The following is a 19,151-nucleotide window of genomic DNA, read 5'->3' on the forward strand; positions in this document are numbered from 1 at the left end:
GGCCGGATGCGCGTCGCGTGCGTGCGGGAGGAAGGAGGAGCGCGGGAGGCGTCCGCGTTGCGGACACCGGCTTCTTCCCGCCCGCGCACGCGCGACGCCCGCGAACCGCGCCAGCGCAACGTTCGCGTCCTGCCGTTACCATGCCCGAAACATTCTCGTAACCGAAGTTTCGAGCACGCGAAACGCACGCCCCTATGCTTTATCCCTGTAAGTCATCTCAACTAAAGGAGCGATCGTGGCTGAGAATAAGATCTTCGCCCATACGCCGGAAGAGGCCGAGGCCCTCATCAACAAGGAAGGCGTCGAGTACGTCTCCGTTCGTTTCACCGACCTGATCGGCGTGCAGCAGCACTTCACCGTTCCGGTCAGCGAGTTCCTGGACAACGCGTTCACCGACGGCATGCCGTTCGACGGTTCGTCCGTGCAGGGCTTCCAGGCCATCAACGAGTCCGATATGAAGCTGGTCCCGGACGTGACCACCGCCTTCATCGATCCGTTCCGCAAGCACAAGACCCTGGACGTCTCCTTCTCCATCGTCGACCCGCTGACCGACGAGCCGTACTCCCGCGACCCGCGTCAGGTCGCCGGCAAGGCCGAGGCCTACCTGAAGTCCACCGGCATCGCCGACACCGCCTCCTTCGCCCCTGAGGCCGAGTTCTTCATCTTCGACAAGGTCCGTTACGAGAACTCCGCGCAGCGCTCCTTCTACGAGGTCGACTCCATCGAGGCCCCGTGGAACACCGGCGTCGACACCGAAGAGGACGGCACCCCGAACATCGGCTTCAAGAACCGCGTCAAGCGCGGCTACTTCCCGGTCCCGCCGATCGACCACAACCAGGACCTGCGCGACGACATGGTCGCCAACCTGCAGAAGGTCGGCCTGCAGCTCGAGCGTTCCCACCACGAGGTGGCGGGCGCCGGCCAGCAGGAGATCAACTACCGCTTCAACACGCTGCAGCACGCCGGCGACGACCTGATGAAGTACAAGTACGTCGTCCACGAGACCGCCGCCCTGGCCGGCAAGTCCGTGACCTTCATGCCGAAGCCGATCGCCGGCGACAACGGCACCGGCATGCACTGCCACCAGTCCCTGTGGAAGGACGGCAAGCCGCTGTTCTACGATGAGCAGGGCTACGGCGGCCTGTCCGACATCGCCCGCTGGTACATCGGCGGCCTCATCAAGCACTCCTCCGCGGTCGTCGCGTTCACGAACCCGTCGCTGAACTCCTTCCACCGTCTGGTCCCGGGCTTCGAGGCCCCGGTCTCGCTGGTCTACTCGGCCCGCAACCGTTCCGCCGCCATCCGCATCCCGCTGGCCGGCACCTCCCCCGCCTCCAAGCGCATCGAGTTCCGCGCCCCGGATCCGTCCTGCAACCCGTTCCTGGCCTTCTCCGCCCAGATGATGGCCGGCCTCGACGGCATCCTGAACCACATCGAGCCGCCGGCTCCGGTCGACAAGGACCTCTACGAGCTGCCGCCGGAAGAGCACGCCAACATCAAGCAGGTGCCGAGCTCCCTCGGCGAGGCGCTGAACGCCCTCGAGGAGGACAACGACTTCCTCACCGCCGGCGACGTGTTCACCCCGGATCTCATCGAGACCTGGATCGAGCTCAAGCGCGACGAGATCGACCAGGCCCGTCTGGCCCCGACCCCGCTCGAGTACGAGCTGTACTACCACATCTGAGTTCGCACGGTCCATCGGACCGTCGGATCAGGCGAGGCGCGAAACCCCGCGGACATCACACGTGTCCGCGGGGTTTCCCCGTTTCCGGGGCATTGTACGGCGCCCCGGCCTTCGTCCGTTCCCCGTTTCCACGGAAACGTCTTCAATGTCCAATATCCGGGCACATCGGCGGTATGATGGGGATGTCGGAACCCCGCGGGCGCACGGCCGCGTTCACGGGACCATATCGACGGCCCGCCGGTGCGGGGGCCTTCGATCAAGAAGAAGGGAACATGATGACCGACAACAACCAGATTCCATCCCCGCAGGTGCCGCCCGTCCCGCAGACGCCGCAATACGGCGCCCCCGCCCCGCAGGCCCAACCCGGCTACGCCGCGCCGCAGCCCAACGCCTACACCCAGCCGGCCCAGCCCCAGCCCGAATACGGCGCCTACGCCGCGCAACCGGGTCAGCCCCAGCCGCAGCAAGCCTACCAGCAGCCGTACGCACAGCCCGCCTACCAGCAGCAGGCGTACGCCCAGCCCGGATACGCGCCGCAGCCGAACCCGTCCGACACCGGTTCGTTCGGGTGGGCGGTGCTCGGCTTCTTCATCCCCATCGTGGGCCTCATCCTGTTCCTCGTGTGGAAGGACTCCCGCCCCAACGACGCGAAGAAGGCCGGCATGGGCGCGCTCGTCTCGGTCATCATCGGCATCGTGCTGTGGGTGCTCATGTTCATCCTCGGCTTCGCGATCGTCGGCAGCGCCACGTCCTCCTACTCGTTCGGCCTGCTGCTGTAGCCCGAACCGATCGTGCCGTCGACGGCGCCCGTCCCTCCATCGGACGGGCGCCGTTCCATATCACGCCGCGGACGGGCCGAAGCGACATCCCGGATGGCTACAATGCCGTGCTGGAAGGAAAGGGAACGACAGTGACTGACATCAGGCAATCGGACGACGCATCGCGGGACGGGGAAAAGACGCAGGCCGCGCCGCAGGCGAAGAAGGCGGGTGCGGCGGTGAAGGCCGCGTTGGCGGCGAACATCGGCGTGGCGCTCGCGAAGTTCGCGGCGGCCGCGTTCACCGGATCGTCGTCCATGTTCTCCGAATCGGTGCATTCGGTGGCCGATTGCGCGAACGAGATCGTGCTCATGATCGGCGACCGGACCTCCGACCACAAGTCGGACGGCGACCATCCGTTCGGCCTGCACCGCATCAAGTACCTGGCGAGCTTCATCGTGGCCACGCTCCTGTTCTTCGTCGGCGGCGTGTTCGCCGTCTCCCAGGCGGTCGGCAAGCTCACCGGCCTGCTTGACGGGTCCCTGCCGCGCGAGGCCGAATCGGTGGAGCTCATCGCCGCGCTCGTCGTGGTGGCCGTCTCCGCCTGCCTCGAAGGGTACGGGCTGCACACGTCCGTGCACGAGGCCCGCGAGCGCATGGCCCGCGTGCGGGTGGAGAGCGACTCGCTGGTCAAGTTCTGGCGCCGCACCAAGTCCGCCGAACTCGCCTCCGTGATGATGGAGGATACGCTCGCGCTCATCGGCCTCGCGTTCGCGGGGCTCGGCATCGGCCTGTCCATCGTCACCGGCGACGAGCTCTACGATGCGATCGGCGGCCTCATGGTCGGCCTCGTGCTGGTGTGCGGTTCGGCCGCGCTGGCGTTCAAGTCCGGTTCGCTGCTCATCGGCGAGGACATCGACCCGCGTACCCGCGAAATGCTGGTCGAGGCGGTCGAGGGCACTCAGGGCGTGAACCGGCTCATCAACATGCAGGCCATCCACATGGACGAGGACGCGGTGCTGCTGTGTCTCAAGGTCGAGACCGACAAGTTCGACCGCGACTACGACGTGCAGACCGTCGACAAGATCGAGACGAACATCCGCACGGCCCTGCCGTGGTATGAGTGGGAGATCTACGTCGAGCCCGACATCTGGCGCGCCCGGCACTAGGCCCGACCACCTTCTCCTTGCAGCGAACCTTTCTCAATAGCGAAGGTGCGATGCAATAGCACATAAGCACACATAAACGGACGGGGTGGAATCGGCATGATTAGTCGATTCCACCCCGTCCGTTGTTTGATTGGGAGTCATGGATCCTCACACTTTCGCTATTGAGAATGGTTCGCTGCGAAATGAGAAATCCATTCCGGCCGGAACTTGCCGCCACCATCCCTATCGATACCCAAGTCCCGCCACTTCCCCATCGCATTGTGGATAACCCACGACCGTTGGAACGACTGGGATCCCTACGGCCGACACGCCGAAAAAGGGAGTTCCGACCACATGCCCCGAAACGGCTTGCCGCTGCAACCGGAACTCTTCTACGGTCGACATATGGGATCGTTCATGCAAAGCGGTATCGTCGCCAGCCGAAGACGCGAACGCAAACGCTGCAATGATGCAGCGCAACGCACCAATGCGCCACTGCACGTCGGTTACCTGAACGCCATACGGTACTGGGGCGCTCCCGTGCCACGGGAATGTGGACTCAGCGACGACGTCATCCACGTCTCGGTGCCGCAGGCCGGCATGCGCAAACAGGTCAAGGGCGTCTCTTTTCACGTGTTCCGTGGCACGGAGTCCTACCGCAAGGAGCATTACGAGCGGTTCTGGGTGGCCTCGCCGGCAATGGCCTGGGCGCAGATGGCGAATCATTGCGGTGTGGAGGATCTGGCGGCCATCGGCGCGGCACTGCTGAGCCGCGACCGGCGGCGCAAGGTCGCCACGCTCGACGAATTGCGCGGGTACGTCGCCGCCAGTCCGCGGTTCGCCGGCAGGAAGAACTGTCTGGCCGCGTTGCCATACATCGTGGAAAACACGGACTCCCCGCCGGAGACCGCACTATTCCGATTGCTGTGCGACGCCGGCTTGGGCCGGCCCGTGCCGAATCACCGGGTTAATCTCACGAACGGGTACGTGCTGCTGGACATGGCGTATCCGGATTGCAGGGTCGCGTTCGAATATCAGGGATATCATCACGCCGATCCGGGGGTGATGATGGCCGACGCCTCCCGCATCGGACGTCTTCAGGCGAACGGTTGGACCATCGTCTACGTCACCGCGAACGACTTCCGAACTTCGGAGTCGAAGCGGGAGTTCATGGATAGGGCCCGGACGATCGTGAACCGCCAGCGGTATTTGGCGGCATTCTGCACCATGTGGCTCGCAGCGAACCATTCTCAATAGCGAAAGTGCGAGACAAACGCACGTAAACGCACATTACTGGAATAGGGGCCGAATCGGCTTGCTCACGCCAGCCCAGCCCCGTCCCGGTGTTCGATTGGCAGTACACGCCCCTCGCATGTTTGCTGATGAGAACCGTTCGCTGCGGCAGGAGACCGGACGCCTCCGGGTACAATCGATGCGAACGACTTCGGATATAAGGCGGGGATATGACGGACGAGCAGCTGGCATGGGATTTCGACGCGATGGAGGCCGGTGACGGCCCGTCCGGGGACGCGGCCGCGCCGGCCATCGTCGCCGACGAGGGCATCACGCATCTCGCGCCCGGAAGCGAGGCGTGGATCGCCGCGTTGACGCCCACCGACGCGGACGCGGTCCGTCTCGACCGTCTCGACGTCGACACGCTGAACGCGGAGAACGCCGCACGCCTCTGGGCGCGCGTCGCCGCGTGGGTGGAATCCGACCAGATCGCCTACTACATCGACGACGCCCCGGTATCCTCCGACGCCGCCTATGACGCGCGACTGCGCTGCCTGCAACGGCTGGAGGCCGCGTTCCCCGCGCTCGACAACCCGCAGAGCCCCACGCACCGGGTGGGCGGCACGTTCTCGAACGACTTCGCGTCCGTGCGCCATCCCAGCCGCATGATGAGCCTCGACGACGTCTTCTCCATCGAGGAACTCAAGGATTGGTACGATTCGGTCATCCGCGACCTCGACTGGCCGGAGGGCAGGAAGCTGCCGATGAGCTGCGAGGTGAAGATCGACGGCCTCGCGTTGAACCTCATCTACAGGAACGGCGTGCTCGAGCAGGGCCTCACGCGCGGCGACGGCGTGACCGGCGAGGACATCACGTTGAACGTGCGCACGATCGGCTCCATCCCCGCGAACCTGGGCGGCGAGAAGGACGACATCCCGGAGTTCGTGGAGATCCGCGGCGAGGTGTTCATGCGCTGGGACGACTTCCACGAGCTCAACCGCGAGCAGGAGGACGCGGGCCGAGCCCCGTTCGCGAACCCGCGCAACGCGGCCGCCGGATCGCTGCGCCAGAAGGACCCGCGCATCACCGCCACGCGCCGCCTGAGCTTCTACGCGCACGGCCTCGGCACGCTGCGTTGGGGCGCGAACGCGGCCGGCAGGCACGACCAGGTGAACGACCAGTCGGAGGCGTACGCCCTGTACGAGAAGTGGGGCGTGCCGGTCTCGCCGCACAACCGCACCGTCACGTCGTTCAGCGGGATCCTCGCGATGATCGACTACTACGGCGAGCACCGCGGCGACATCGAACACGCGCTCGACGGCATCGTCGTCAAGGTCGACGATCTCGCATTGCAGCGCACGCTGGGTGCGACCTCGCGCGCGCCGCGCTGGGCCATCGCCTACAAGTACCCGCCGGAGGAGGTCAACACCGAACTGCTCGACATCACCGTGCAGGTGGGCCGCACCGGCCGCGTGACCCCGGTCGCGGTCCTGAAGCCCGTGTACGTGGCCGGTTCGACGGTGGCGCGCACCACGCTGCACAACCCGTCCGAGGTGAAACGCAAGAACGTGCTCATCGGCGACACGGTCGTCGTGCGCAAGGCCGGCGACGTGATCCCCGAACTCGTGGGCCCCGTGCTGGAACGCCGCAAGGGCCGCGAGAACGAGCTGCGCGAGTTCGTCATGCCGGAGCGTTGCCCCTCGTGCGGCGCGAAGCTCGCGCCCGCCAAGGAGGGCGACAAGGACATCCGCTGCCCGAACGTGGAGAGCTGCCCGGCGCAGCTGACCGAACGCGTGATCTCGCTCGCCTCGCGCAAGGCGTTCGACATCGAGCATCTGGGCGACCAGTCGGCGATCGCGCTCACGAACCCGGAGGAGAACCGCCCCGATTCGGTCGCGACCTACGCGCCGAACATCACCGAGATCCTCGTCAAGCCCGGCGAGGAGCCGGAACCGTACGAGCCGGTCGAGGGGCTGGAACTGCCGGAACGCCAGACGCCGGTGCTGTCTTCGGAGGCGGGGCTGTTCGCCCTGACCTCCGCGGACCTTCGCGACGTGCGCGTGTGGCGCGAGGCGCCGATCATCGAGATCCACGAGACCGTCGGCGCGAACGGCCGCAAGAAGAAGACACGCAAGCGCGTGGGCGGCTCCGGACTGTGGCATCAGGTGCCCGCGTTCTGGACGGCGCCCGCGCCGGCGAGGAAGCTCACCGCCAAGCAGCTGGCTGCGCGCGCCGGCGCGGGGACGACCGCCGACGATGTGGCCGTGACCGCCTACCCGGACTACGACGTGCCGGCGGACGCGGTCGTCGTGCGCGTCGAGCATAAGAAGACGCGCGCCGGCGGGACCGACGTGCCGGTGGTCGTCCGCCCCGGCGAGAACACGCGCAAGATGTTCGACGAGATGGACAAGGCGCGTCACGCCGACCTGTGGCGCGTGCTGGTCGCGTTGTCGATCCGCCGGCTCGGCCCGCCGACCGCACGGCTCATCGCCTCGTCGCTCGGATCGCTCGACGCGATCGGAGAGGCGAGCGTCGACGAACTCACGCAGATCGACGGCGTGGGCCCGGAGATCGCCGAATCGGTGGTGAACTGGTTCACGGCGGCGAAGGAGCCCGGCGACTGGCGCGGCGAGACGCTGCGTGCGTGGCGCGCCGCCGGCGTGGGCGTCGCCGCCGCCAAGAAGAGCACGCTGCCGCAGACGCTCGCCGGCAAGACGGTCGTCGTCACCGGTTCGTTGGAAGGCTATTCACGCGACTCCGCGAAGGAGGCGATCCTCGAACGCGGCGGCAAGGCGGCCGGATCCGTCAGCAGGAAGACCGATTACGTGGTCGTCGGCGCGAACGCCGGCTCCAAGGCCGCGAAGGCCGAGGAGCTCGGCATCCCCATGCTCGACGAGGCCCAGTTCAGGACGCTGCTGGAGACCGGCGAGGCCTGACTCTGGCATGGCGGACGTTCTCACGCTAGGCTGGGACGCGGCATAACGACGATACGATCGATCACGGCGATACGGAGGGACGCATGACGGACAGCAGGCACATCGAGGCGGCGATCTACGAGAGGCTGAGCAAGGTCATCGACCCGGAGCTGGGGCGGTCGGTCACCGATCTGGGCATGATCGCGGCGATCGACGCGACGCCCGCCGCCGGCCAAGACGACGACGGCGACGGCACCGCGGCCGGCCCACGCGACGCCTACGACGTGACCGTGCACGTCGAACTCACCGTGCCCGGCTGCCCGCTGAGCGAGACCATCACCAACCAGATCAACGGCGCGGTCGCCTCCTATCCGGACGCGGACCTCACCCCGCACATCGAGGTCGGCTCGATGAGCCGCGACAAGCTCGACGACCTCGTGGCCGGTCTCAAGGCGGAACGCAAGCAGAACCCGTTCAACAAGCCGGGCGTCAGGACCCGCATCTTCGCGATCGCCTCCGGCAAGGGCGGCGTGGGCAAGTCGTCGGTCACCGCGAACCTGGCGGCCACGTTCGCGGCGCTCGGCTACGACACGGCCGCCATCGACGCGGACATCTACGGCTTCTCCCTGCCCCGTCTGTTCGGCGTGCACACGCAGCCCACGAACTTGAACGGCATGCTGATGCCGGTCACCGCGTGGGGCGTCAAGCTCATCTCGATCGGCATGTTCGCCGGCGCGGACCGCGCGATCCTGTGGCGCGGACCGAGGCTCCAGCGTTCGCTCGAACAGTTCCTGTCCGACGTGTGGTGGGGCGAGCCGGACGTGCTGCTGCTCGACCTCGCGCCCGGCACCGGCGACATGGCGATCTCGGTGGCGCAGGCGTTGCCCAACGCGGAGCTCGTGGTCGTGACCACGCCGCAGCCGAGCGCGTCCGACGTGGCCGTGCGCTCGGGTCTCGTCGCGCTGCAGGTGCCGATGAAGGTGCGCGGCATCGTGGAGAACATGAGCTACTACGAGCACAAGGGCGAGAAGCTGGAGATCTTCGGCCGCGGCGGCGGCGAGCGCGTGAGCGAACAGCTGACCGAGGCGCTCGGCCACGACGTGCCGCTGATGGCGCGGCTGCCGCTCGAGCCGGAGCTGCGCGAGACCGGCGAGGCGGGACGTCCGGCCGTCCTCGACGCGGACGGCGCGTTGCGTCCCGACGGCATCGGCGCCGAGTTCAAGGCGCTGGCCGAACGGCTGATGGCCGCGTGACCCGTTCGTTCACCCGTTCAACGAGCGGATGAACTGGGCCTGGACCACGTCGATGCCGGTGCCGTCGTCGTCGTTCATGCGCGCGGCCGCCACGGACAGCGTGCGCGCGGGCACGAACATGCCCTCGTCCACGGTGGTGCGCGCGGCGTCGCGCACGATGGCGCCGACCTCGGTGTGCGGCCAGACCGGCAGGTCGTGCTCGGCGAGCACCTGCGCCGCGTCGTCCACGGTCTCGGGCACGCGGATGCACTGCGAGTCGGCGCGCGCCACCAGTTCCTGCAGCTCGCCTTCCAGGGAGGAGATCTGCCCGGGCGCGATGTGGTCGCTCATCAGGTAGGCGGCGACGGCCGTGGCGAACCGGTCCTGCATCCATTCGGTGTAGGCGAACCGGTAGTAGGCGAACGCGGCGTCGTCGCGGTCGAGCGCCACGCGCAGCGCGTTGAGGCATGCGGCGCGCGCCGAATCCCAGTCCTCGCCGCGTGCCAGCTGCACGGCGAGCTTCAGATGCGTGAGCGGGTAGGCGGGCGCGTAGGCGACCATCGCGTTGAGATGCTTGAGCGACGCCCTGGCGCCCTTGATCTGCGCGAGCACGTCGGCCAGTTCCATGTGCGCGTAGAACAGGTTGTCCGGAATGAGCACGGTGCGCTCCCCCGGCGTGGCGAACAGGCGGTTGTAGATCACGCGTTCCGCGTACGAGTTGAAGTAGCGAGGCACGCCGTCGCCCTTCGCGTACAGGGCGTCGAGCCGCGCGATGGCCGCTTCGGCGGTGTCGATGGCCTGGTCGATCTGACCGCCGAACAGCAGGTCGCGCGCCTTGAGCCGCTCCTTGTCGAGTTCGTCGCCCATCACGATGGTGAGTTCGGGCGTGTCCCGGCCGTCGATGAGCGCATTGGTGATGTTCGGCGCCTGTTCGGTCAGCTCCGGATCGCCGATCATGTCGACGATGCGCATCGCCGCCTGCGCCTTGGCGACGGACGGGAGCGTCCCGTCGGAGGCGAGCCGGTGGAAATCGTCCTCGGCGCGCTGCAGCAGGTCGACGCGCTGGATGGACAGGCCCACCGCGTGATCGGTGCCGAGCACCCTGGCGGCATCCGGCCCGAACTCGTGGTCGGAGGCCTCGGGCTGCTCCTGCGCGCCAGCCGGCGCGAAACGCGGGTCGCGCAGGTCGAAGCCCGCGTCGACGGGTTTGAGCGCACCGTCGCCGTCGACGTCCATCACCGCGTCGAACATGCGGTAGGTGTCCATCGGATGGTCGAGCGCGTCCTGTTCGATGCGCGTGAGGAACGCGTCGCGCGTGAAGGTGACGGTGGCGAGGTTGCGCACGGTGGGATTGCGTTTGAGCACGTTCATCGGGTCGTCGGCGTCGCCCGCGGCGGGGGCGTCCCCCGCGCCGCGCCCGTCGCCGTCCGCGGCGATCCCGAACGATTCGGAACGCGAAGGGGCGTCGGAGGGCATCGCGAACGCGGTCTCGTCGATGTCGACGTCCTTCATGAGGTCCTCGAACCTGCGGTCGACGCTGTCGTCGCCGTCCGCGCGCCCGTCGGAGGCGCTGTCGACCGTGGTGTCGGCCGCGACCGGTTCGGCGGGAGCGGCGCCGGCGGGACGCGCCTGCGTGCGCGCGGGGTCGCCGTGCAGGTCGCCGTCCTTCGGCTCGGACTTGCCGCGCACCGCCCCCATGTCGCCGGTGTGCATGCGTTCGAACGCGCTCAGCGCCTCGCTCATCATCTCCTCGATGGCGGAATCCTGTTCGGCGACCGCCTCCTCGAGGCCGAGCGAGTCGACGTGGAGCGACACCTCGCGCACATCGTCGCTCGCCGCGAAGCTCAGCGCGGCCATGATCAGGCCCACGCGCAGGTTGTATGCGGCGCTCATCTCGGCGCGTTCGCCTTCGGAGAGCGTGACCCAACGGTGGGACGCCTCGTCGTAGCGGCTCGCCGGCATCATGGACACGCCGGCGGTCGTGAACCCGACCGCCACGCGACCCTCGGCGAGGTTGGAGCGGATCTCCACGTCGAAGCGGTACGGCAGGCGCAGGCTGCGCACGAGCTGCGCCATGCCCTGCCGGTACTCCCATTCGGAGCCGGTGCTTTCGTCATCGCCCTCGTAGGCGACGCTCCAGGCGAGGCTGCGCGCCGTCCTGATCAGCGCGGACATCGCGTTGTGGCCCGCGTCCGGCCCGGACGCGTCGCCGCCGGCGGCCGCCGCGACGCCCGCACCCGCATCCCCGCCGGCCGCGGCCGCGGGCGACAGGTCCGGACCGAGCGCGATGAGGGCGGGGTCGTCGAGCAGTTTCAGGTCGATGGTGGCGGCCTGGGCGCGCGTGACCGTGTCCTCGGTGGGTTCCAGGCCGAGACGCGCGTTGCGTTCCAGCCACGCGCTCACCGCGGAGAAGCGGTTGAGGTTGCCTTCGATGGCGAGCGCGCGCAGCGCCGGCGCCAGGGACAGGGACGAATCCCAGGTGAAGAAGTAGGAGCCGGAGTAGCTGGAGGTGTACAGGTGCAGCGGTTCGGCGCCGTGCACCGCCTCGAGGCTGGGGACCTCGTCGAGCGCGCCGGCCTCGCGCATGAGCTCGGCGAAATGGTCCTCGAGCCCGGAGACGCGCATGCCGTGCGCGCGCACCCCGAGCATGTCGCGCACGGAGCGGCGGATCGCGCCCATCGGCGCCTCGCGGTTGAGCCTGCGGAAGATGTTGCCGGCGCCGAAGCCGATGAGCATGCCGTGCATCTGGGGCAGCATGTACGCGGCGAAGAAGGCGACGGCGACGGCGTCGCGGAATTCGAGCCCGGTGCGCATCCGTTCGGGCAGCACGTAGCGCATCTGCTCGAGCGTGTAGGTGCCGTCCTCGCGGTCGCGTCGCCAGGAGGCGAGCCAGTTCATGCGGCCGTTGTCGTCGCGGCCCACGATGCCGCCGCCCACGCGGTCGTGGCGCGGTTCCTTGGTGAACATGAACCGCGGGTCGCGGCCCTGCACGTCCATGCCGATCTCGGCGCCCACGTAGACGCGTCCCTTCGCGTCGGCGTAGGCGATCTGGGAGAAGTGGTCGCGGTCGGCGAACACGCCGAGCGAGAACCCGCCGTTGCCGTGCACGCCGGGCAGTTGCGCCCATCCGAGGGTGAGACGGCCGGGCACGTCGTCGAAGTCGAGCAGGCGGCGTTTGACGAGCGGTCCGAGGCGGCGCGAATGGCGCGCGAGCTCCGCGGCGACGTCGAGTTCGGCGGGGCTGCCGTCGCCCTCTCCCGCCAGGCTTCCGGCGATGGCCGCACGCGACGCCTTGTCGATGGTGGCGCCGAACGGGTCCACCGCCTCGAACGCGCCGCGGCCCGAGCGCGTCAGGTTCGACGCAAGCCGGCGTACCCGCCTCATCGCGCCCTTGAGGGGGTCGAACGGGGTGCCCTGGTGTGACTTGCGTACTGACATGCCTCACATTGTTCCAACGCAGCCCGACATGGTGCGGGCGATGAAGCCCTGAGAATAACTGCCTATAGAATGGTCGGGTGCTTCATCTTCCCCATCCGTTCGCCAACGCCCGCCGTCGCCGCGCGGCCTTCGCGGTGCTCGCGGCCACGCTCGTCATCCTCCTGATCGAATGCGTGGGGTTCAACATGACGTTCTGGCGCACGCTGGGCGCGAGCACCGATTCCGCCTCGTACGAGAACACGCTGGGACCCGGTCTCAAGCGCACGGACACGGGCATGCTGCGCGTGTCCGACCCGACCGACGCCTGGCTGGAGGTGAAGGCGGACGGCACGTCCGACTATGCGCGGGTCGATACGCTCACGCCGAAGCAGGACGCGTTGCACGTCATCCACCTGCGCGCCACGTTCCGCGACGCATCGACGCCTAGGTCCCAAGGGTCCGCCTCCCCGAACACGGCGGAATCCACGGCCGCGACCCAGTCGGTCGCACCCCGTTCGCCGCGTTCCCTGTACCTGTATGCGCCCGGATCGGGCGTGATGCGCGTGTGGGTCGAGGAGGCGAAGGGGTCGGTGGTGCCGATCCAGGCGGTGCGCGCGAACGTGCGCGTGCCGTTCTCGTTCAGCGTGACGCGCGTGGCGCTCATGGCGGGCGCGCTGCTGCTCGTCATGGCATGGAGGCCGGGCTCGCGCCTGTGGCGCATCCCGCTCGACACGTCCAGCCTGCGCCAACGGTGCGCGTTCGCGGCGCTGGCGGCGCCGTTCGCCGCCGTCACCGCCGTGAACGTCGTATGGCAGATGCGCTATGCCGTGCCGCTGAGCTTCCATACGCCCGGCGGGTACACGTACGACATCGACCAGTACGGCCATCTCGCCGACGCGCTGCTGCACGGACGGGTCTCGCTCGACCTCATCGTGCCGGACGCGCTCGCGAAGGCCGCGAACCCGTATGACGTGGGCACGCGCGGCCGTCTGCTCTCCGAGGGCGTCACCCCCATCTACTGGGATTACGCCTTCCACGACGGCAAATGGTATTCGTATTTCGGCGTGGTGCCGGCCGTGCTGCTGTTCGCCCCCTACCGCGCGCTGACGGGCGGGATGCTGTCGAGCGCGGCGGCCGTGCACCTGCTCATGTTCCTCGCGCTGCTGTTCTTCTGGCTGCTCACGGTGCGCGTCGTCGCCCGCATCGCGCCGCGCGCCTCGCTGGCCGCCACGTCGATGGCGCTGGCGTTCGTGCCATTGGCCGGCAACTTCGTGTATCTCGTGTTCCGCACGAACTTCTATTCGGTGCCGTTCTCCGCGTCCCTGGCCTTCACGGCGCTCGGACTGTGGCTGTGGCTCGGCGCGCAGACCACGAAGCGCCCGCTCGCCCCGGCCGACCGGTGGCGCATGGAGGGCGCGCCCGAACTGTCGCTGCCCCGTCTGGGGTTGGGCGCGGCGTGCATCGCCCTGAACTTCGGCTGCCGTCCCACTTTCTGCCTGGCGGCGCTGCTCGGCATCCCGCTGTTCTGGCCGCAGATCGCGGCGCTGGTCGCGAACCTGAAGGCGGGCCGCACGGGCTGGGCGAAGGCGCTGCGCGCGCCGGCCGTCGTGGTCGGCGCGGCGTTGGTGCCGTTGGTGCCGCTGCTGGCGTACAACCATGCGCGATTCGGCTCGTTCCTCGAGTTCGGCAACGAATACCAGCTCACCGTCACGGACATGACGGCGTTCCGCCAGCCCGCGGCGGACGTGCTGCCGGTCTTCGGCTACTACCTGTTCCTGCCGCCCCGGTTCACCGGGTCCTTCCCGTTCGTCGCGCTGTCGCCCACGCCGCTGCCGCAATGGGCGTTCACCGAGCCTTTGGTCGGCGGCCTGTTCACGCTGTGCCCGCTGCTGCTGCTCGCCTTCGCGGCGCCCTTCCTGTACCGTCGCGGCCGCAGGTCCGTCACTCCGCCCGTCGACGGGCTGCCGGCCATGCTGACGGCCGCGCTCGTGCTGGGATTGGCGATGGCATTGTTCGACGGCGTCAGCGCCGGCCTGGGATGGCGGTACATGTGCGATTTCGGATGGCTGTTCGCGTTGGCGGCCCTGCCCGGCCTGTTGCGTGTGCTCGACGAGCCGGGGGCGTGCGTGGCCGTCGCGGACGCGCGTCCCTGCCGGCGCGCCGGCGGGACGAGGCCGCCCGTCCCCGCGCGCGTGCGCGCCGCACGGATCGCGGTGTTCACCCTGATGTGCTGGACGCTGCTGTTCTGCCTGCTCGCCTGCTTCACCCCGGGCCGGCAGGACCAGCTGCTCGCCACGAATCCGGCGTTCTTCCACGACGTGCTCTCCTGGTTCAGGCTCTAGGCGCCGTCCTCGCGTGCCGGGTTCGCCCGCACGTCCGATCCCGGCGGTCCAGAGGACACGCAGGGGGCTTTCAGGACGATTCCAGTCAAACGTCAAGAATTCCAAGGGCCCGGGCATAATACTGAAGTGGATATGCATGTTTATGCCCGAACCATGAAAGCCGGAATTCCACAATGAAGCGAACCGCCAGCAAGAATCTCGTCCTCAAAATAGCGGCGGCCGTCGTGACGCTCGCCGTCGCGTGCGGCCTGTGCCTGCTCTCGCAGGACGACGTCACCGCCGCCGTCAAGGAGCGTCGCGTCGAACGGCTGAACGCGCGCATCGAGAACATCTACACCGCCGACTACCAGAAGATGGCCGACGAGCAGCTCGCCGCGGACCGCGACAAGTCGGCCGCCACGCTCGACGACCCGTTCGTCGCCGAGAACCCGTACGGCACGAACACCACGTCGCTGTACGTCTACTTCACCACCGACAAGGCGTCCAGCGTCTCCTACACGGTGAGCGCGGACGGCTACCCGGACTTCTCCGCCACCGCCGAGCAGGGCAAGGACTATGCCACCGAGCATGAATTCCTCGTGCTCGGCCTCATCCCGGACGTGACGAACACGATCACGTTCACGTTGAAGGACTCCTCGGGCGCGACCGTCGCCACCAAGCAGATCACCCACAAGGGCGCGAAGATCCTCGGCGAGGAGGAGGTGCGCCTCGAACAGCCGGTCGAACCGACCGACGCGGCCACGCAGGCGCTCGGCAACGGTCTGTACGCCATTCTCGGCAACGACTCCAACGACCAGGACTTCATGTACTACTACGACGTGAACGGCGTGCTGCGCGGCGAGGTGCCGGTGCTCTACTACCGTTCGCACCGCCTCCTGTTCGACGACAACGGCCTCATGTGGTTCTCCGCCTCCACGAAGCACTTCGTCGGCATGAACCGACTGGGCAAGCTGGAGAAGATCATCGACCTGGGCGACAGGTTCATCCTCCACCACGACTACGCGCTCGACAAGGACGGCAACATCGTGTCCCTCGCCACCGACCTGACCCGCTCCGACCATGCGGTGCAGGACCAGGTCATCAAGGTGGACACGGACACCGGCGAGGTGACGCAGCTCATCGACTTCGGCGACATGTTCCCCGATTACAAGGCGTCCACCGACCATTCCGGCATCGACGAATCCGATCCGACCGCCACGAACCGTTGGGATTGGATCCACTTCAACACGATCCAGCTGCTGCCCGACGGGTCCGCGCTGTTCTCCGCACGCGAGACCTCCACCATCATCAAGGTGGACGACATCGAGGGCACGCCGAAGCTCGACTGGATGGTCGGCGAGCCGAGCGTGTGGGACGGCACCTCGTACCAGAAGTCGTTCCTCACCAAGGTGGGCGACTTCGGCGACACGGGCGGCCAGCACTCGATCACCTACGAGGAGGATCCCTCCCTGCCGGACGGCCAGTACTACATCTACATGTTCGACAACAACTTCGGCTACGCGATGACCCGCCCCGACTTCGACTGGACGACGATCAAGGGCATCTCCACCGCGTAAAGCTCGAAGGATCCGAACTCCAACTCCCAGTTCCGCAAGTACCTGATCGACGAGAAGGCCGGCACCTACACGGAGGTGCAGTCGTTCGACGTGCCGTACTCCCCGTACGTGAGTTCCTCGCAGGAGATCACCGACTCCATCAACCTGGTGGACACGGGCATGCAGGGCGTGTTCGGCGTGTACGACGACGACGGCAACCTGCAGGCGCAGTACAAGATGGGTCTGTCGACCGGATACATCTACCGCGTCTACCACTACGATTTCAAGGGCTTCTACTTTGCCTGACGGTTGGTTGTCTCCCTCGGCCGAGGGAGACAATCACGGACCGCCCACCGGGCGCTCCGCTTCACGGCTCCCCTCCGGTCCAGCAATCACGGACCGGCCTACGGCCGGACCTACATCACCTCGCGGCTGCCGCCGCTCGGCCTCGCCTACGGACCGCCCACCGGGCGCTCCGCTTCACGGCTCGGCCCATGCCACTCACTACACTGAGGGGCATGGGCTTTTTCTTTTCTCGCAAGGCCGTCGCGAAGCCGGCGTCGCTCACGTTCACGCTCGCGGGGGCCGGGCACGTCTACGATGACGGGCACGTGGGCCTGAACCCCACCGATCTGACCATCACCGAGAAACGCGTCGCGATCATCGGCCTCAACGGCTCCGGCAAGTCCACGCTGCTCGGCCTGCTCGATGGTTCGCTCAAGCCGTCCGCCGGCACGGTGACGCTGTCCGGCGAGGGAGCCACGCTCGACACGTCGTCGAAGAAGGATCTGAAGACGGTGGACGAATGGGTGGGCAAGGTGCGCCGCGAGGAGATCCCGAACGTGTTCTACCGTGCGGACAACATCGCGGCGGCGGTCGACGAATCGCTGAAGAAGCACAAGATCGCGGACGCGGAGCGTGCGGCGCGCATCGGCAACCTGTTCGCGCATTTCGGCCTGCAGCGCATGCGGCAGGCGAAGGCGGCCGAACTCGATTCGGAGAAGCGGCATCTGCTCGCCATCGCCGCCGCGCTGGCGTTCGACCCGTCCGCAATCGTGGCGGACGAGCCGTCGAAGGGCCTGGACGAGATTGGCACGCGTCACGTGGCCGAGGCGCTGTTCACCTACGACAAGCAGGTGATCGTCGCCACGCATGACACGGACATGATCGTGCGCCCCGAATACGCCATCGACCGCACGCTCGTCCTCGACGCGCAGCACGTCGTCTTCGACGGCTCCCCCGAGGAGGCCGTCGACTTCTACATGGACCTCATCCGCAAACGCTACGAGGCCGCGAAATCCGCGGCTTAGACCGCATATGCGAATAACGGGGGACGCGATCCATTCGCATCGCGTCCCCCGTTTTCCGTTTATCCCCTGCGGATGTCCCTCCGCCTACGCGAGCATCGCGGCGACCGTGTCGAGTATGGCGGCCACATTGGCGCGGAACCGGTCCGGTTCGGGCAGCAACGAGATGGCGAGGTAGCCGTTCGTGGTCATGTCGAAGAAGTAGCCGGGCTGTCCGGTGAGCCCATGGGTCTCGATGAGGCTGAGGACGAGCTCGTTCTCGTCGATGACGCCGGGCACGCGCAACAGCACGTTCCAGCCGCCTTCCGCGCGCAGCACGTCGACGAGGCCGTGTTCGTCACGTTCCAGCATGGCGTGCAATGTGGCGAGGTTGGCGCGCACGCGGTCGCGCACGAGCGCGGTCTGCCGCGGCGCGACGGACAGAAGTTCGGGCAGGCGGTCCGCGATGAGGTCGCTCATCGGCAGGTAGTCGTCGGCGATGACGTCGAGCCGACGCTGCGCCTCGATGACGTCGTCCTCCGGTCCGGAGACACGGATCCAGCCGACCTTGGCGTGCGGCGCCGCGAGCATCTTGGAGAAACCGTCGAGCGCGAAGGTGAGCACGCCCCGCTCCCCCGCGAGCCGCGCGTTGCCGTCGAACGGCTCGAGCGAGTATTCGTAGAACACCTCGTCGGCGATGATGGCGATCCCGCGTTCGCGGCACAGGCGCACGAGCGTCTCGCGCTCCTCGGGTTTGACGTAGGATCCGGTGGGGTTGTTCGGGTTGATGAGCACGAGCGCGCGGATGCGTTCGCCCTCCTCGGAGTAGAGGAGCTGTTCGATGGCGGCGGTGTCGATGTACCAGGAGCCGTCGAATTGGAGCTGGTATTCGATGGTGTCCACGCATTCGAGGCGCGCGATCGACTCGATGAGCGGATAGCCGGGTTTGGGCGCGAGGACGGCGTCGCCCGCGTCGCACAGCAGTTTGATGAGCCACGAATACGCTTCGGACGTGGAGCTGAGCAGGTACAGGGAATCGGGGTCGATGTCCGTCGCCTGCGCATCGTCGACGATGCGGGATTCGGCGCTGTCCTTCGACGCGAAGCGCTGTTCGTCGGACAGGAACCGCGCGAGGGCCTCGCGTGCCGTGCGGGGGCCTCGCGGTTCGGCCGTGTAGACGCCCGGGACCTGTTCGGGGGCGAGACCGTGCTTGGTGGGGTTGGAATCGTTGAGTTTGCCGAGGATGACGCCGTGGGCGCGCGCCTGCGCTTCCGCCGCGGCGATGGGATTGGGCGCGGAGATGTCCACGCGCGAGGAGAAATGAACCGTCATGTGTTCCACGATACGTGGGGTGTTGACAGGGTGTGTGGTGTGGTTCGTGTATGTCCGGCGTCATCACCGGTGTGTGTGGGAGTGGCCCGGGGTGGTGCCGTCCGCCGGTCTTGTCGTCGTGGCCGGTCCCGGTTTGTCTTGTTTCGTGTTTGTGTGTGGGTATGTGAAGGACCCCCGGGAGCGTGACGCTCGACCGGGGGTCCAGTATGTTAATAGCGGCGACGTGCTACTCTCCCACGCCCTGTCGGGTGCAGTACCATCGCCGTGCA

At 67.5% G+C, this 19,151-nt stretch carries 10 protein-coding genes and 1 pseudogene; 9 read left to right on the forward strand and 2 right to left on the reverse strand.

Annotation, left to right across the window (positions count from 1 at the left end):
* The first annotated feature begins 235 nt into the window (after positions 1 to 235).
* From glnA to GFD21_RS08545, 6 genes are all read left to right on the forward strand, one after another.
* Positions 236 to 1,684, forward strand: a complete 1,449-nt coding sequence (gene glnA / locus GFD21_RS08520; RefSeq protein WP_051922743.1) for a type I glutamate--ammonia ligase — start codon at positions 236 to 238, stop codon at positions 1,682 to 1,684.
* A gap of 272 nt (positions 1,685 to 1,956) precedes the next feature.
* Positions 1,957 to 2,463: a hypothetical protein gene (locus GFD21_RS11155; protein ID WP_225431748.1), complete on the forward strand. Its 507-nt coding sequence runs from the start codon at positions 1,957 to 1,959 to the stop codon at positions 2,461 to 2,463.
* 140 nt (positions 2,464 to 2,603) lie between these two features.
* Entirely contained in the window at positions 2,604 to 3,611 is a 1,008-nt protein-coding gene (locus tag GFD21_RS08530; protein ID WP_163197568.1) for a cation diffusion facilitator family transporter, read from the forward strand.
* 396 nt (positions 3,612 to 4,007) lie between these two features.
* Positions 4,008 to 4,847: a hypothetical protein gene (locus tag GFD21_RS08535; protein ID WP_163197569.1), complete on the forward strand. Its 840-nt coding sequence runs from the start codon at positions 4,008 to 4,010 to the stop codon at positions 4,845 to 4,847.
* A 206-nt stretch (positions 4,848 to 5,053) separates the two neighbouring features.
* Positions 5,054 to 7,759: an NAD-dependent DNA ligase LigA gene (ligA, locus tag GFD21_RS08540; RefSeq protein ID WP_163197547.1), complete on the forward strand. Its 2,706-nt coding sequence runs from the start codon at positions 5,054 to 5,056 to the stop codon at positions 7,757 to 7,759.
* 83 nt (positions 7,760 to 7,842) lie between these two features.
* The gene (locus tag GFD21_RS08545) at positions 7,843 to 8,991 is read left to right on the forward strand and encodes an Mrp/NBP35 family ATP-binding protein (protein WP_163197548.1); all 1,149 of its coding nucleotides are present in this window, start codon (positions 7,843 to 7,845) and stop codon (positions 8,989 to 8,991) included.
* Positions 8,992 to 9,000: 9 nt separating this feature from the next.
* Here GFD21_RS08545 and GFD21_RS08550 read toward each other — a convergent pair whose 3' ends face one another.
* Positions 9,001 to 12,408, reverse strand: a complete 3,408-nt coding sequence (locus GFD21_RS08550) for a tetratricopeptide repeat protein (RefSeq protein ID WP_163197549.1) — start codon at positions 12,406 to 12,408, stop codon at positions 9,001 to 9,003.
* Between the two features lie 185 nt (positions 12,409 to 12,593).
* Here GFD21_RS08550 and GFD21_RS08555 point away from each other — a divergent pair, with 185 nt between their 5' ends.
* The 3 genes and pseudogenes from GFD21_RS08555 to GFD21_RS08565 all read left to right on the forward strand — a co-directional run bounded on the left by GFD21_RS08555 (position 12,594) and on the right by GFD21_RS08565 (position 17,574).
* The gene (locus GFD21_RS08555; RefSeq protein WP_225431757.1) at positions 12,594 to 14,729 is read left to right on the forward strand and encodes a hypothetical protein; all 2,136 of its coding nucleotides are present in this window, start codon (positions 12,594 to 12,596) and stop codon (positions 14,727 to 14,729) included.
* Positions 14,730 to 14,902: 173 nt separating this feature from the next.
* Positions 14,903 to 16,570, forward strand: a pseudogene (locus GFD21_RS08560) (aryl-sulfate sulfotransferase).
* A gap of 212 nt (positions 16,571 to 16,782) precedes the next feature.
* Positions 16,783 to 17,574, forward strand: coding sequence for an ATP-binding cassette domain-containing protein (locus tag GFD21_RS08565; protein WP_163197550.1), 792 nt, complete (start codon positions 16,783 to 16,785; stop codon positions 17,572 to 17,574).
* An 84-nt stretch (positions 17,575 to 17,658) separates the two neighbouring features.
* On the opposite strand, the gene GFD21_RS08570 is transcribed toward GFD21_RS08565, so the two are convergent.
* Positions 17,659 to 18,882, reverse strand: a complete 1,224-nt coding sequence (locus GFD21_RS08570; RefSeq protein WP_163197551.1) for a pyridoxal phosphate-dependent aminotransferase — start codon at positions 18,880 to 18,882, stop codon at positions 17,659 to 17,661.
* Positions 18,883 to 19,151 lie beyond the last annotated feature (269 nt).

It is taken from the genome of Bifidobacterium platyrrhinorum (assembly GCF_010667645.1).
In the GTDB taxonomy this organism is placed as follows: Bacteria; Actinomycetota; Actinomycetes; order Actinomycetales; family Bifidobacteriaceae; genus Bifidobacterium; species Bifidobacterium platyrrhinorum.